The organism is Streptomyces sp. NBC_00647 (assembly GCF_045207245.1).
Classification (GTDB): Bacteria; Actinomycetota; Actinomycetes; order Streptomycetales; family Streptomycetaceae; genus Streptomyces.
In genome coordinates this window covers 8,698,217-8,712,880 of the sequence record NZ_CP109040.1, presented here as the reverse complement: position 1 = coordinate 8,712,880, position 14,664 = coordinate 8,698,217, and the positions used below count along the sequence as shown (strand labels likewise).

Genomic DNA, 14,664 nt, shown 5'->3' with positions numbered 1-14,664 from the left:
GACCCTTCACGACCTCCGGAGGAGAGGGACGGGTGGCGAATCTCCGACAACGCATACACCAACGTCACCGCCGCCTGGGTCATCACCCGCACTCTGGAACTCCTGGCGCGGCTTCCCGCGTGGCGCCGCGACGAACTGTTCTCCCGGTTGCGGCTGGAAGCCGACGAACCGCCGAAGTGGGAGGAGGTCTCCCGGCGATTGCACGTGCCGTTCCAGCAGGGCGTCATCAGCCAGTTCGAGGGCTACGACGACCTTGCCGAACTGCGCTGGGACGCCTACCGCACCCAGCACGGCGCCATCCGCCGATTGGACCGGATCCTGGAAGCCGAGGGCGACACGGTCAACCGCTACAGGGCGTCCAAGCAGGCTGATGTCCTCATGCTCGGCTACCTGTTCTCACCCGCCGAACTGTCGGCGCTGTTCCGGCGCCTCGGATATGGCCTGGACGACGACATCTGGCGGAGAACCGTCGACTACTACCCGCGGCGCACCACGGGCTGGTCCTCGCCAAGGCCAGACGGGCCGACGCATGGCAGTACGTCCACGAGGCCCTGGAGGCCGACATCGCACCCGGGGAATCCTGCTCGCTCGTCGTGCCCGAAAGTGAGACCCGGGGACGTCGCGGGCGATGCCGGCGCGACGGTCCCAGCCGATCGGCTTCGGACCGGTCCCTCGCGTTGCGGCTGACCGCGCCTGAACGCGCCTGAACGCCGACGATGAGTGCGGGACCGCCGGACCGCCTCAGATCGACGGACTCCTGGATCGAGCGAACGAGGCAGAAGGGTTCGGGGCTGAGCGCGGCTGAGCCCCGAACCCCGGGACCACCCCGATCACCGCCCGGCGTCGTCAAGCGCCTGTCGGCCAAGAGGTGCGGCTCAGGGGCTGGTCGGGCGCGGGAGCGGGCACGCGGTTCAGACGGAGCGCCATCACCGGACACGCGGCGACCGCGCGTCGGGCGTGGGACAGCAGGTCCGGTGGGACCGCGGATTCCCGGAGCACGGGGTAGCCCCATTCGTCCGAGCCGATCAGTTCGGGCAGCAGTTCAGCGCAGAGTCCGTGGCCGTCACAGGCGGCGAAATCGACGGCCAGGACGTGGGTCTGGGTACGGGTCATCGCCATTCCCCCTCTTCCGGGGGCCGGGCGGCGGGCACCGGCAGGACGAGAGGGGCGAAAGCGGCGCCGCACGGTCCGTGCACATGCCGGTGGACGTCGTCGGCGAATACCCGCAGCGCCGAGGCGGCCAGCCGTGCCGCGCCGTCGGGATGGCTGCATGCGCCGCGCCGGGGGAGCAGTCCGAGGCGGTGGTGCAGCCGGTTCAGCAGCTGGGCGTCGACGCTGCCCCGGGCGAGCGCGGTGAAGTCCTCGGCGACGGAAGGCAGGCCGAACCGGCACGGCCCGCACTGGCGGGCGCTCTGCGCGGCCAGGTAGCCGAGCGCGGCCGCCGTCTCGGCCAGCCCGCAGGTGCCTTCGGGCAGTGCCACCAGGACGCCCGCGCCCCGGTCCGGAGCCGTGGTGCTCAGCGGCACCGGAAGCCAGCCGCCGAAGAAGCCGCCCGCGAGCACGGCGCCGAGCCGTCCCCGCGGGCCGCCGGCACGGCTGAGTGCCGCCGTCACCGGGCTTCCCGCCGGGATCTCGTACACCCCCGGCCGATGCACGGCGCCCGAGACCGTGACCAGCGTGGTGCCCGGTGCTCCTGAGTTTCCGCTCGCGCGGAACCATGCGGGGCCGTAGCGGGCGATCAGCGCCAGGTGGGCCAGGGTCTCCACGTTGCCGATCAGGGTGGGCCGTTTCCCGACGCCCTTCTCGAAGGGGCGCGGCGGGGTGGACCGAGGGCGGGCGTCGCCGCCGTTCAGCCAGTTCACCAGGGACGTCTCCTCGCTGGAGACGAAGTGATGAGGCAGCGCGTGGACCTGCACCCGTACCGGGTCGAGCCCGGCACGGCGCCGCTCGGCGACCGCCGCGGTGAGCTGGTCCACCTGCGCCGCCCGGGTGCGGGGCAGACACAGGTGCACCGCTTCCGCGCCGACCGCGACGGCGGCCAGCGCCGCGCCGTCCAGAACGAGGTGCGGGGCGAAGGAGAGCAGCACCTCGTCCTTGTGGCTGGCCGGCTCGCTCTCCATCCCGTTGGCGACGAGCACGGCCGGCCCCTTCGCCCCGGCGACCGACCGGAGCTTGCGGCCGGTCGGAAAGCCCCCACCGCCCCGGCCGGTGAGCCCGGCCTCCTCCACGGCGCGCACCAACGGCATGGCGGTCCCGCGGCTGCGTGCCTGGAACAGCGGCGGAGGGCCGTAGCGGGCGAGGTGTTCCGTGAGGTCGGCGGGCCGGCCGGTGTCGTACCAGCCGGCCAGCAGGCGTTCGCCGTGCGGGCCGCACGGCGCCGCCGGATGTTCTCCGGCGAGGACGGTCCCGGTGTCGTGGTTCATTCGCCGTCGTCTCCCTCGTGTTCGTCTTCCTGGGCGGGCTGCTGGGGTGTCGGCGACTGGTGGGGGACCGCCGGCGCGGTGGCGGGCACCGGCGTGGGCGCCGCGCCACCGGCACGGTGCGCCCAGCCGGGCCGCAAGGGCCCCACGGCCAGGAACGCGACCAGCGTCGCGGGCACCAGCAGCAAGGCCGCCGTCGCCCACCTGCGGACCGGGGTCGCCCGCGTCCCGGCCCGCACCAGCCGCCACCAGACGGCAGCCACGACCGTCAGCAGACAAGCGGCGTACAGCGCCAGTTGCGGACTCAGCCGGGTGTCCGTGCCGGTACCCGCCGCGTGGAAGAGCGCCACCGGCCATGCCGCGTACGCCAGCCAGTGCACCGCCTTCCAGCGGCGGTGGCCCAGCCGCCCGCGGATCGCGCTGGTGAGAGCGACCGCCAGCAGGAGGTCGAGGGCGACCGCGCCCAGGCCCACCCACAGCGGACGGTAGGAGCCGATGAACGGCACGAAGGCCGTCGGCCAGGTGAGGTGGGCGTAGCTGTCGGCGATGGCGGTGACGATGTGCAGCGCCAGGAAGGCCAGGGTGAGCAGCGACAGGTTGCGGTGCAGCGCGGACACCTCGAACCGCCCCAGGCGCACCGGCGCGTACCGTCCCGCCGCCGCGATGCCGAGCGCGACCGTCGCGGTCAACAGGACCAGCGACACCGTGCCGCCTGCCCGGGTGGCGTACCAGAGGGGGCTCGGGCCCGAGGCGAGCAGGACGGCGCCGGTCATCGGTCGCCTCCGTCGGCGGGCCAGGCCCCCAGGTACAGCACGTTTCCGTCGGTGCGGACGAGGCGGGCCGGAAGTCCGGTGCCGCGCAGCCAGCTGGGGGCGCTTTCGCCGAGGACCAGGGCGGCGGTGCTGGCGGTGTTGGCGTCCACGCAACTGGCCGCGGCGACGCTGACGGTGCGCCAGACGGGCGGCGGGATGTCGCCGGTGGCCGGGTCGACGATGTGGTGGAGCGTCCGGCCGCCGCGCCGCCAGGACCGTACGGCGGTGCCGGACGTGGCGAGGCCGCCGTCGCGGATCGAGACGACAGGGCGCCCGGGTCCCGCGTCCGGGGCCGCGTGGTCGTCCGCGATCGCGACCCGCCAGCCGCCGTGCGGCGGTTCGCCCGCCGCCGACAGGTCGCCGCCGAGGTTGACCAGGACCCCGCAGCCCACCGCCGCGGCCGCTCGGTGGGCCGCCCGGTCGGCGGCCAGGGCCTTGGCCGTGGCGCCGAGGTCGAGCGTGGTTCCGGCGGGAAGGCGCAGGAGGCGCAGTGCCGGGTCCCAGCGGACGGTGCGCCAGCCCGCGGCCGGCCGTGGTGCGGTCGTCGGCCCGGTGTCCTCGGGGCGCAGCGCGGCCACCTGGGCGAAGGTGCGGTCGTAGCCGAGGGCCACGACCGCCGGACCCACCGTGGGGTCGACGGCGCCGTCGGTGAGGTCGGCGGCGCGCAGGGCCGCCTCCAGGGCTTCGGCGAGCAGGGCGCTCACCGGTACCGGCCGGGTGCCGGCGGTGGCGTTGGCGCGGGACAGCTCGGAGTCGGGGCGGAACCGGCTGCACGCCGCGTCGATGGCGGCCAGCTCGGCCCGCAGGATCAGCAGCGCGTCGTCGGCGCGGGCGGGGTCCGCGGTGAGGAGCACGGCCGTGGTGCCGAGCGCGGCGAAGACCGCGGTGGCGGGCTCGGTGCGGGCCGGACGAAGGGGGGCGGGGTGAGCCGCTCCGGCCGGGAGCGTGGTGCTCGCGGTGCTTCCGGCGCGGTCGACGGCGCCCGCCGGTGTGGCGTTCACGACGCACCCGACTGGGTCTGCGGCGCTTGCGGGGTCGGCGCGGGCGCCTGCCCGGAAGGCCGCAGTCCACCGCTCGTCCCGGTGGACGTGCCGCTGCCGTGACCGGCGGGCGCCGCGGTCTGGGCGATTCCGGGGATCACGTGTGCGTAACCGGCACCCAGAACCGCGGTACCCGCGACGGCCGCGGCCGTCGCCCACCGGGTCGTGACGCTCACGCGCCGCCGCCCTCGTTCACGGCGCCGAACCGCGTCCTCCACGGATCGGTCGGAGTCTGCGGGCTGCTCAGGAAGAGGCATGGATGAACTCCTCGCAATGGGGCCGGTTGTCCCACTGACCAGGCTGCCTCGTGGCCCGTCGGGAACCGGTTCAGGAGTTCTTCACAAGTGGTTAAGATCCCGCCCGCAGGCCTTGCGGCGCCCCCTGCGGCGGCAGCGGGGGAAGTTCCAGCAACACGGTCAGCCCCCCGCCCGCCGTGTCCTGAAGCCGTACGGTGCCGCCGTTGGCGGTGATCAGCCGATGCACGATGGCCAGCCCCAGGCCACTGCCCGACGCCTCAGGATTGCCGAACCTACGGAACGCCGCCTCGCGCACCGCCTCGCGCATTCCGGGCCCGTTGTCCACCACGCGCAGCACCACCCGCCCACGCGTAGCCTCGCCCTCGATCCGGATCGCCGCGCCTTCCCCCACGACGTCCAGCGCGTTGGCCACCAGGTTGTCGATCACCTGCTCCAGATCCCCCGTACTCAGGTAAGCCGTCAGCCGTACGCCGCAGCGCCCGGTGAGCGACACCCGCCGCTCCCGGGCCACCGGCTCCCACGCAACGACCCGGTCGTCGACCACCTGGTCCACTCGGACGGGAACCGGCCTGGGCACCGCGTTCTCCGCCCGGGACACCGCCAGCAGCCCGTCCACCAGCCGGGACAGCCGGGCGATCTCCTCCTGCGCTCCGGCGAACTCCGCCGCCGTGGCGTCGTCGGCGCCCGCCGCCAGCAGGTCGAGCCGCAGCCGCAGCGCCGTCAACGGCGTACGCAGCTGGTGCGAGACGTCGGCGACGACCGCCCGGTGCCCGTGGATCAGGGCCTCCATGCGGGCCGCCATGGTGTTGAACGTCGAGGCGAGCCTGCGCACCTCCTGCGGCCCGCGCCCGCCCGGCGCCCGTACGTCCAGCGCGCCCTCGCCGAGCCGCAGCGCGGCGGCGTCAACGGCCCGCAGCGGGCGCCCGACCCAACGGGCCAGCGCCACCGACAACAGCACGCCCGCCACCAGGGCGCCGGCGCCGATCAGCGCCAGTCGCCACCACATCGAGGCGATCCGGTCGTGCATGCTCTCCGCTGACCGGGACAACACGGCCGCCCCCACCGGATGCGTGGTGTCGCCGATCGGCTCCGCGACGACCAGCCGGTCGTCCCGCTCACGCGCTGCTGTTCCCGGGTGGACGAGCACCTGGTGTGCCAGGTCGCCCCAGTTGCCGGCGGCCTGATCGTCTTCCTCGCCCTCGCCTGTTCGTCCGGGGCACCCGGTGGCCGCCACGGGGCGTCCCGCCGTGTCGAAGACCGCGGCGCAGTCGCCTGCCCGCTCGGCCTGTTCCAGGAGCCGTCGCATGGCGGCGGGAGAGCGGTGGTCCGACAGGTATTCCTCGGCCGCGGCGGCGATCGTCCGGTTCGCCGCCTGGGTCGTGTCCCGGAACGAGGTCTGCTCGCGCTGCGTCATGGACAGCCCCAGCGGCACCACCGCCAGCACCAGCAGCAGGACGATCAGCGCCATGAAGGTCAGTGCGATCCGCCGGGTCATCGCGCACCGGCGTCCGGGTCCCGGCCCGGCTCGGGTACTCCGAGGCGGAATCCGCGGCCGTACACGGTCTCCACCAGCCCGGGGACGCCGAGCTTGCGGCGCAGCGCCGCGATGTGCACGTCCAGCACCTTGGTGGGGCCGTACCAGTGGGCGTCCCAGGCGCGCTCCAGGACCTCCTGCCGGGTGATCACCCGCCCAGGGTCGGCGGCCAGACACTCCAGGATGTCGAACTCCTTGGGTGTGAGCGCGACTTCGTGGCCGTCGACGGTCACTTTGCGGGTCCGCGGGTCCACCGTGAGGGGGCCGTGCCGCAACAGCTCGGAGCCGGACGGCTGGACGCGGCGCAGCACGGCCCGGATCCGTGCCAGCAGCTCCGCCAGGCCGAAAGGTTTGACCAGGTAGTCGTCGGCGCCCTCGTCCAGGGCCGCGACCCGGTCGCCTTCCTCGCCACGCGCCGTCACCACGATGATCGCCGCGTCGGAGCGGCTTCGTATCCGGCGGCAGACCTCGATGCCGTCCAGGTCGGGCAGCCCCAGGTCCAGAAGCACCACATCGGGCTCCGGGACCGCCGCCAGGGCTTCCTGTCCGGTGCCGACGCCGCGCGCCCGGTACCCGGCCCGCTCCAGGCCCAGTACCAGGGAAGCGGCGATCCCCGGGTCGTCCTCGACCACCAGAACAAGCACACCGACATCGTACGATTCCGTCTGCCGTGCCCGGATTGGCCGGTGGGCCTCTCTCTGTGGACCGTTCGGCCCTGCCGTCCGGCGCGGTACGCGCGGTTGCATGGATACCCGGAGACGCCGTCGCGCCCGCAGGCGTGACACGTCCGGAGACGCCGGAGGGCCGCTGCCGTGTCGCACACGAGAGACGCCGGAGACGGCCGGGCATCGCGGGCCCGTGATGTCCGTCGGCTGCTCGAACCGGCGCTGCTGGTCGCGACGGCGGTCGCCCTGCTGAGCGGGGGCATCGCCTGGGCGGCCGGGAGCCAGAGCGTCGCCGACGCCTGCTGGGCGGCCGGCACGGTCCTGGCCGTCGTTCCGGCCGTGGCCTGGGTCGTGGCCGCGTTGCAGAAGGGGCGGGCCGGCGTCGACCTGATCGCGGTACTGGCGCTGGTCGGTACCCTCGCGGTGGGCGAGTACCTGGCGGGGGCGCTGATCGCATCGATGCTGGCGACCGGCCGGGCGCTGGACGCCGCGGCCGAGCGCCGCGCCTCCCACGACCTGCGGGCCCTGCTGGAGCACGCCCCTCGCTCGGCCCGCCGCCGGACCGGCCGGAAGGTCTCCGTGGTCCCGCTCGCCGACGTCATCGTCGGCGACGTGCTCGTGGTCGGTCCCGGAGACGTGGTCCCCGTCGACGGCAGCGTCCTGACCGGTACGGCGGAACTCGACGAGTCCGTGCTGACCGGCGAGTCCGCCCAGGTCGAGCGCGGCACGCACGAGCCCGTACGCAGTGGCGTCGTCAACGCGGGCGGTGTCTTCGAGCTCCGGGCGACCGCCACCGCGCAGGACAGCACATACGCGGAGATCGTACGGATGGCTCAGCACGCGGGCGCGGAGCGGGCGCCGACCGTGCGGCTGGCCGAGCGCTACGCGGCGTGGTTCCTGCCGCTGTCTCTGGGGATGGCCGGTCTCGCCTGGCTGCTGAGCGGATCAGCCGACCGCGCGGTCGCCGTCCTCGTCGTGGCGACCCCCTGCCCGCTGCTGCTCGCCGCGCCGGTCGCCGTCGTCTCCGGACTGTCGAGGGCGGCCCGTCGCGGTGTCATCGTCCGGGACGGCGGGGCGCTGGAGCGGCTGGGCCGGGCGCGCACCCTGGTGATCGACAAGACCGGCACCCTGACCGCGGGCCGACCGCGCGTCCTGGCGGTCGCCGCCGCGCCCGGGCGCTCCCCGTCCGAGGTGCTTCGGCTGGCCGCCTCTCTCGACCAGGTCTCGGCGCATGTGCTGGCCGACGCGATCGTCCGCGAGGCACGCATCCGGAACCTCACGCTGTCCATGCCCGCCGATGTCACGGAGGAACCCGGACACGGCCCCGCCGGCACCGTGGACGGTCTCCGTCTCGGTGTCGGCAGGTCCGGTCTCTCCCAGGCGGCACTCCCCGACTGGGCCCGTGCCGTGGACAACCGCGCCGTTCTCGATGGAGCCGCCGTCGCCTGGCTCACCGTCGACGACGCCCTCGCCGGTGCCGTCCTGCTCCAGGACCCGCTGCGCCACGACGCCCCACGCACCGTCCGCAGGCTGCGGTCGGCCGGGCTGACCCGGCTGCTGATGCTCACCGGGGACCGCGCGGAGCCCGCCCGCGAGGTGGGAGCGGTGCTGGGCCTCGACGATGTCCGGGCCGGTCAGCTTCCTGCCGACAAAGTGGCGGCGGTACGGGCCGAACGCGCACGGGCCGTCACCGTCATGGTCGGCGACGGCGTCAACGACGCACCCGCCCTGGCCGCCGCCGACATCGGCGTGGCGATGGGCGCCCGCGGCTCCACCGCGACCTCCGAAGCCGCCGACATCATCCTCGCGACCGACCGGGTGGACCGTCTCGCCGACGCCATGGAGATCGCCGTCAGGGCCCGCCGGATCGCGGTCCAGAGCGCCGCAGGCGGGATGGCGCTGTCGCTGGTCGCCATGATCGCGGCCCTCCTGGGGTGGCTGCCGCCCGCCGTCGGAGCCCTTCTTCAGGAAGCCATCGACGTCGCCGTCATCCTCAACGCCCTGCGCGCGTTGCTGCCGGCTCGCAGCGCCCGTACCGCTCTCGAACCGGACGCCGAGGACCTCATCCACCGCTTCGCGGCCGAACACGACGACCTCAGGGACGCGCTGGACGCCATCCGCGAAGCCGCCGGCCTGCTTTCCATGCAGGACGCTCCGGGTTCGCTGGCCGCCGTGCGCGACGTCGACCACCTGCTCACCACACGGCTGCTCCCTCACGAACTCGCGGAGGAGCACCAGCTCTACCCCGCGCTGAACAGACAACTCGGCGGACCTGAAACAACCGAGACCATGAGCCGTGCCCACACCGAGATCGCCCGCCTGTCCCGCCGCATCACGACCCACCTGCGCATGGCGGACGAGGCAGGAGAACTGGGGCCCGAGCAACTCGACGACCTGCGCGCCTGCCTGTACGGGCTCCATTCCGTTCTCCTCCTGCACTTCAGCCAGGAGGAGGAGAGCTACTTCTCACTCGCTCCCTGAGCCGGACCGCCTGGGCCCCGAGGCGGCAGTGATCCCACTGCAGCTCAGAGGGAACTGAGAAGTCCCTGTGAAAAGGTGCGCGGGTTCCTCCGAAGATCCAGCCCGCGCTTTCGGTCCGACCTCTCCTGGAGAAAGCCCACATGAGTCTCACGATCGTCAACGGACTGCCCGCACACATCTTGTTCGTGCACTTCGTCATCGTGCTCGTGCCTCTGAGCGCCCTGGCACTCATAGCGTGCGCGGTGTGGCCCGGCGCAGCCCGGCGACTCGGCCTGATCCTGCCCGTCCTCACGCTCGTGACGTTGGCAACCGTGCCGGTGTCCACACACGCGGGCGAGTGGCTGGAACAGCACGTCGGCAGCGACCCGCTGGTGCGCAAGCACGCCGAACTCGGCGACGGCCTGCTTCCGTGGGCTATCGGCCTCTTCGTGATCTCGGCCGTCGTCTGGTGGGCGGCCCGCCGCTCGGCGCCCGCGGCGGACGGCACGTCGGGGGCCTCGCGGACTCTCCCGGTACCGGTCCGGGGCGCGATCGCGATCCTTTCGGTCGCCGTCGCGGTCGGCGCCGTGGTGGACGTCTACCGGATCGGCGACTCGGGCGCCAAGGCCGCCTGGCACGACAACTACTCGAAGGCGGCCACGCAGCACGGCGACGACTGACGGACGAGACCGGCGTCGGGCCCTGCCACGGACACGATTCGAACGTGCTGTCGGACCGCGACGGCGGCCGGAGCCGGTGCACGCCAATCCGGCCGGGGCCGCCGGGTGAGCTGACAGCATGCGCCCCACGCATCTGGACCTGCGCCCGTTCCCGCACGCCCCGGGGATCCGTGGGACACGGAAGCGAGCGGTCACTGTGATGGCCGCGGGTGGACCGCGGCCGGACGGCAGCCTGCGCCCGGCCTCGGAATACCTCCTCGGCGCCGGCGCGCGCTCATCTCCGGCCTACATGTCCGCGGAGGGGGCGGGCCCGCTCTCCGCGGAGGCCGCGCATACGGCGAATGCACCGTCGGCATCCCCCACGCGGTCAACGGCAGCGTCTCGGGCCGGGAGCTGGCCGCGGCGGGTTTCGCCGAGGACCTGGCGATCGGGGCGCGACCTGCTACCACGAGCCCCCACCCACAGCGGCCAGGTGAGGGTTCAGGCCGAGCAGTCAGCACAGAGGGCAAAACAGGCAGTCCGAACGCGCAGGTAGCGACTTGCGGCGGGCCAGGACGGCATGCGCTGTGGGGACGGGCCATGTCCCCAGTGCACTTCGTCGCCCGGCGACGCCCGTCCGGTCGCCTGCTCCGTGCAGCCAGCTACCCCGGGAGCTCCGTGCGCTCCCACCACTCGTAGACGGGCAACTGGCCCTGCTCTGTCTCCTGCTGACGCGTCGTGGCCCGGAAGTGCTCGTACCCTCCGCGGAACGGCACTTTGATGTCGAGGTCGGGCGCCGGAACCGAAACGATCCGCTCAGGAAGATCGTCAGGGCCACCCTCAAGAACTGCTTCTGTCGCGTCGGTCATGACCAGATCTTCTCTGCATGCCGGACCGGCACCCCCACGGCGCGCCGACGGCCCTCCGGCTGCTCCCGTGGCGGGCGATACCGACCGACCTTCCGTCGTGGGACCGGCTTTCACCTCGATCAGGGTCGATCGGCCTGGTGGAACGGGAAGGCGCGTGATGTGCCGGTACCGGCGGGAAGGACCCCCTTCGAGAACTGGAGAAGCGGCTGGCCGCCCCGGATCCGGGGCGCTCTCCGCCGCACGCGTGCCGGACGGGAAGGGCTGCTCCAGCGCCCGTCGGCGCCAGTGGGACAGCACGGTCCCGGCCGACGTTCTCGTCGTGCCGGGGCAGCTCCCGGACGGCGATGCACCTGGGCACACTCACGGTGCCCTTCCTTCCCCTGCGTGTTCTCCCGGTGTGAGGGGTCGTGAACGCCTCGGAATGAGGGGTCTGCCCAGCCCCTCTGTCCTGCGACATGACCTTGCCTTTGCGCGAGTGGGCCCAAATGTCCCTAGCCAGGCCCGAGCGGCCTGTGGCACCGGAAGCGGGACGCGCCCAGTCTGGAAGAACCACTCATGAAGGGAGCCGGTGCAATGACCTCCGCCACCACCATGAACACGGCTCTTGAGCCCGTACATCGCGAACGCTTGATCCGCCTCGCCCGCGAGGTCTCCTTCGAGGCCGGTACCCGTCTGTTCGAGGAAGGCACGCGCGCCGCCCGCTTCTGGATCGTGCGCACCGGCACCGTCGCCCTGGACCTGCACATACCCGGTCGGCGGCCCGCCGTGATCGAGACACTCGGGCACGGCGAACTCGTCGGCTGGTCCTGGCACTTCACGCCGTACATCTGGCAGTTGGGCGCCGAGGCGATGAGTCCGGTAAGGGCCTGGGAGTTCGACGCCGGGGCGGTTCGAACGCTGTGCGCCGAGGACCCCGAGTTCGGCCGGGCGGTCGCGGTCTGGGTCGGCCGGGTGGTCGCCCAACGGCTGCACGCCTCCCGGGTCCGGCTGCTGGACCTGTACGCCCCCTACGGCAGCGGCGGCCTGACATGACCTCCCGGGCCTGTGAGGAGAAGACCATGCAGAGCAGCCCGCCCCGGGTGAGCGACGTGATGACGGGTGCCGTCATCGCGGTGGGCCGCAGGACCCTGTTCAAGGACATCATCGAACGCATGGATCAGTGGTAGGTCAGCGCCCTTCCGTTGCTGGAGGGCGACGGCCGGGTGATCGGGCTGGTGTCCGAGGCCGACCTGCTGCCCAAGGAACGGTTCCGGGACAGCGATCCGCCTCGGCCGGATCGGACAGCCGGCGCTGCTGGGTGAAGCGGTCCGCGTCGTCGGTGCTGGCGGCGGTTGAGCATCGCGGGGCGATCCGCCCGCTCCGCCGAACCGCACCGGGGCCGAACGGTCCCCCTTCGCACCCGATCGGCTCATCGGCCCGCCGTGCCGCCCGCGTTCCACTGGAATCAAACAGCAGGAACATCGTCCGGGGAGGCCGGCCATGACAAGCGCAGCACCGGATACGACAGCCGAGCGGGAGCCGCAGGAAACAGTCGTTCACGAGGTGGACGTCACCCACGTTCACGGTGACGCGTACGCGGTGGACATCCGAGGTCACCGGCTCCTGGTCGACCAGCCCGTGGACGCGGGCGGAACGGACACCGCGCCGACCCCCGTCGAGTTGTTCGCCGCGTCACTGGCCGCCTGTGTGGCCTTCTACGCGGGCCGCTACCTCCAGCGCCACGGTCTGCCCCGAGCCGGACTGCGGGTCCGCACGGGTTTCACCATGGCCACGGACCGTCCGGCGCGCGTCGAGTCCGTACGCCTGGTCATCGTCCCGCCACCCGCGCTGTCCGCCCAACGCCACGCGGCGATGCTCGCGGTCGCCTCTCACTGCACCGTCCACAACTCACTCCACGAGCCCCCGGTGATCGGCATCGAACTGGAGGCCTGAAGCCGGGCTCGCCCGGTCCGTACACCGCTCGCCCCGCGAGTGAGGGACCCATGCCCCCGCGGGTTCGGGCTCTTCGGCCCATGACGGGCGAACGTCCTGCACACGGGCAGCGGCCCACAGCTCGGCAAGAACTGAACTGATCGATCGACCCGAACCGTGCCGGATCGGGGGCGTCCTGTCCGCAGACTCCGGTTTCCGCGGTCACCCGGCCGGCACCGCACGCCCGGGGCCGCCGTGGAATAGTGGAGAGACGGGAATCGCCCTTCCGTGAATGGCCGGTCGGCCTGAAGGGAGGCAGGTCCGATGTCCGTACGTGAACTCGACACGACGACCGTGAAAGCCCTGGTCGAAGACGCGGCGGCAGCCCCCTCCATGCACAACGCGCAGCCGTGGAGATTCCGGTTTCGGCGCGCTGACAGCACCTTCCGGTTGTACGCGGATCTCGAGCGCGCCATGCCGCACGCCGACCCCACCACCCGCGGTCTTCACCTGGGTTGCGCCGCCGCCCTCCTGAACCTGCGCATCGCCGCCACTCATGCGGGCTGGGCACCGGTCACCGAGCTGCTGCCCGACCCCGCCGACACACGGCTGCTCGCGGTGGTACGGCTCACCAGCCCTGCCCTTGCGGTCAACGAATTCGTGGAAGACCTCGCGCCGCTGTATCCGGCGGTCCACCGTCGCCACACCAGCCGTCAGCCTTTCACCGACGAGCCGATACCGCAGGCCATCAAGGACGCTCTGTGCGCCGCCGCTCTTCTGGAGGGCGGACATCTGGTCTTCCCCAGCGCATGGCACGTGGAGACACTGCTGGACCTGGTGCACGACGCCGAGGGCCGCGACGCCATGGACTCCGCCGCCTCCGAGGAGCTGAGGCAATGGACCCGTACAGGCACGGGAGCGGCGGAGGCGGCGAGCGACGGGGTACCGGAGAACGCCTTCGGCCCTCGCGAACGCTCCGGCAGGGCGCCCGTGCGTGACTTCGCCGGCAGGCACCCCGTTCCCGGCCGCGCGGCCGCCGCGTTCGAGAACACGCCCCAGCTCGCCATACTGGGCACCGCGGGCGACGGGCCGAGGGACTGGCTGCTGGCGGGCCAGGCCATGGAACGCGTTCTGCTCCAGGCCACCCTGGACGGGCTCTCCACCTCACTCACCTCCCAGGCCCTCGAGTGGCCCGAACTCCGCTGGGCCGTGCGCGACCCGGAGTCGGCGATGGGATTCATCCAGATGGTGCTCAGGCTCGGATACGGCCCGGCAGGCCCCGGCACACCCCGCCGCCCCGTGCACGAGGTACTCGACATCGAGTGAGCCCTCTCATGGGCTCTGGTGGCGGCCTCCGTCGGATGGAGAGGCCGCCGGCGAGAAGGTGCGGTGGCCTCGGGCCCGCCGAGCGCGGGGGCAAGAGCCGGACAGAGCTCGTGCTCTTCGGCGTTCTCGTGCGGCAGTAGCCGCTCGGTGAGCAGGTGCGCACCTCCTCGACAGCCGCGAGGGCTTGGGGGGCCGGGGCTGTCGGAGACCCGGTCGGCCGCGCCGCGCACGGCTTCGAGGACGTCCTGAAGCTCGTCGTGTTCGGCCGCGCGGTCTGGTCGACGCGCAGCGCGCGCAGGGCGTTGAGGACGACCGCGACGTCGATCCCTTCCTGGAGCAAAACACCGACGGCCGGTAGGAGCAGGGCGAACACGGCCGCGGTCACGGCGGCCGACGACATCAGCGTGCCTCCCAGAGCGCTCTGCACGGCGATTCGCCGGGCTCGTACGGCGATCGAGACGGCGTCCGTCAGACGGTCCACACGGTCGGTGGTCAGCACGATGTCGGCCGCCTCGGAGAACGCGATGGACCCGCGCGCTCCCATGGCCACGCCGATGTCGGCCGCCGCGAGCGCGGGGCGTCGTTGACGCCGTCTCCGACCATCACGGTGACCGCGTGCGCACGCTCGGCGCGTACGACGGCGACGCGCCGTCCGGCCTGCGTGGCAGGGGACGGACGGCCCGGCTGTCAGACCGTCGCCTCACCCGTCGC

The 14,664-nt window shown here is 72.9% G+C and carries 13 protein-coding genes and 3 pseudogenes; 7 read left to right on the top strand and 9 right to left on the bottom strand.

Annotated elements, in window-relative coordinates; all coding sequences use genetic code 11:
* Window positions 1-12 precede the first annotated feature (12 nt).
* Window positions 13-569: pseudogene (locus OG788_RS38180) on the top strand (glycoside hydrolase family 65 protein); the annotation flags it as partial.
* A 277-nt stretch (window positions 570-846) separates the two neighbouring features.
* On the opposite strand, the gene OG788_RS38175 reads toward OG788_RS38180, so the two are convergent.
* From OG788_RS38175 to OG788_RS38145, 7 genes are all read right to left on the bottom strand, one after another.
* Complete coding sequence (locus OG788_RS38175) at window positions 847-1,113, bottom strand: ferredoxin (protein ID WP_406375546.1); 267 nt, start codon at window positions 1,111-1,113, stop codon at window positions 847-849.
* Window positions 1,110-2,423: an NADH-ubiquinone oxidoreductase-F iron-sulfur binding region domain-containing protein gene (locus OG788_RS38170; RefSeq protein ID WP_406375545.1), complete on the bottom strand. Its 1,314-nt coding sequence runs from the start codon at window positions 2,421-2,423 to the stop codon at window positions 1,110-1,112. The genes OG788_RS38175 and OG788_RS38170 overlap by 4 nt, the downstream gene beginning before the upstream one ends.
* Window positions 2,420-3,193 carry a ferric reductase-like transmembrane domain-containing protein gene (locus OG788_RS38165; RefSeq protein WP_406375544.1) on the bottom strand — a complete coding sequence of 258 codons (774 nt, stop codon included), beginning with the start codon at window positions 3,191-3,193 and terminating at the stop codon, window positions 2,420-2,422. Before OG788_RS38165 ends, OG788_RS38170 begins: the two co-directional genes overlap by 4 nt.
* A complete protein-coding gene (locus tag OG788_RS38160; protein ID WP_406375543.1) occupies window positions 3,190-4,233 on the bottom strand; it encodes an FAD:protein FMN transferase in 1,044 nt (347 codons plus the stop codon). Before OG788_RS38160 ends, OG788_RS38165 begins: the two co-directional genes overlap by 4 nt.
* On the bottom strand, window positions 4,230-4,448 hold the full coding sequence (locus OG788_RS38155; protein ID WP_406375542.1) for a hypothetical protein: 219 nt from the start codon (window positions 4,446-4,448) through the stop codon (window positions 4,230-4,232). The genes OG788_RS38160 and OG788_RS38155 overlap by 4 nt, the downstream gene beginning before the upstream one ends.
* A gap of 172 nt (window positions 4,449-4,620) precedes the next feature.
* Window positions 4,621-6,024 (bottom strand): sensor histidine kinase, encoded by a 1,404-nt coding sequence (locus OG788_RS38150; RefSeq protein WP_406375541.1) that lies wholly within the window; start codon window positions 6,022-6,024, stop codon window positions 4,621-4,623.
* Window positions 6,021-6,707 carry a response regulator transcription factor gene (locus OG788_RS38145; RefSeq protein WP_406375540.1) on the bottom strand — a complete coding sequence of 229 codons (687 nt, stop codon included), beginning with the start codon at window positions 6,705-6,707 and terminating at the stop codon, window positions 6,021-6,023. The genes OG788_RS38150 and OG788_RS38145 overlap by 4 nt, the downstream gene beginning before the upstream one ends.
* A gap of 168 nt (window positions 6,708-6,875) precedes the next feature.
* Between OG788_RS38145 and OG788_RS38140 the strand changes: the two genes are divergently transcribed.
* On the top strand, window positions 6,876-9,209 hold the full coding sequence (locus OG788_RS38140) for a heavy metal translocating P-type ATPase (RefSeq protein WP_406375539.1): 2,334 nt from the start codon (window positions 6,876-6,878) through the stop codon (window positions 9,207-9,209).
* A 140-nt stretch (window positions 9,210-9,349) separates the two neighbouring features.
* Entirely contained in the window at window positions 9,350-9,868 is a 519-nt protein-coding gene (locus OG788_RS38135) for a DUF2231 domain-containing protein (RefSeq protein WP_406375538.1), read from the top strand.
* Window positions 9,869-10,509: 641 nt separating this feature from the next.
* Here OG788_RS38135 and OG788_RS38130 read toward each other — a convergent pair.
* Window positions 10,510-10,716 (bottom strand): DUF5988 family protein, encoded by a 207-nt coding sequence (locus OG788_RS38130; protein WP_406375537.1) that lies wholly within the window; start codon window positions 10,714-10,716, stop codon window positions 10,510-10,512.
* 573 nt (window positions 10,717-11,289) lie between these two features.
* Between OG788_RS38130 and OG788_RS38125 the strand changes: the two genes are divergently transcribed.
* The 4 genes and pseudogenes from OG788_RS38125 (at window position 11,290) to OG788_RS38110 (ending at window position 13,953) form a co-directional block, all read left to right on the top strand.
* Complete coding sequence (locus tag OG788_RS38125; RefSeq protein ID WP_406375536.1) at window positions 11,290-11,748, top strand: Crp/Fnr family transcriptional regulator; 459 nt, start codon at window positions 11,290-11,292, stop codon at window positions 11,746-11,748.
* A gap of 26 nt (window positions 11,749-11,774) precedes the next feature.
* A pseudogene (locus tag OG788_RS38120) lies at window positions 11,775-11,987 on the top strand (CBS domain-containing protein); the annotation flags it as partial.
* Window positions 11,988-12,195: 208 nt separating this feature from the next.
* The gene (locus tag OG788_RS38115; RefSeq protein WP_406375535.1) at window positions 12,196-12,648 is read left to right on the top strand and encodes an OsmC family protein; all 453 of its coding nucleotides are present in this window, start codon (window positions 12,196-12,198) and stop codon (window positions 12,646-12,648) included.
* A 303-nt stretch (window positions 12,649-12,951) separates the two neighbouring features.
* Complete coding sequence (locus OG788_RS38110; RefSeq protein WP_406375534.1) at window positions 12,952-13,953, top strand: Acg family FMN-binding oxidoreductase; 1,002 nt, start codon at window positions 12,952-12,954, stop codon at window positions 13,951-13,953.
* Window positions 13,954-14,000: 47 nt separating this feature from the next.
* On the opposite strand, the pseudogene OG788_RS38105 reads toward OG788_RS38110, so the two are convergent.
* Window positions 14,001-14,601, bottom strand: a pseudogene (locus OG788_RS38105) (heavy metal translocating P-type ATPase); the annotation flags it as partial.
* Between the last annotated feature and the right edge of the window lie 63 nt (window positions 14,602-14,664).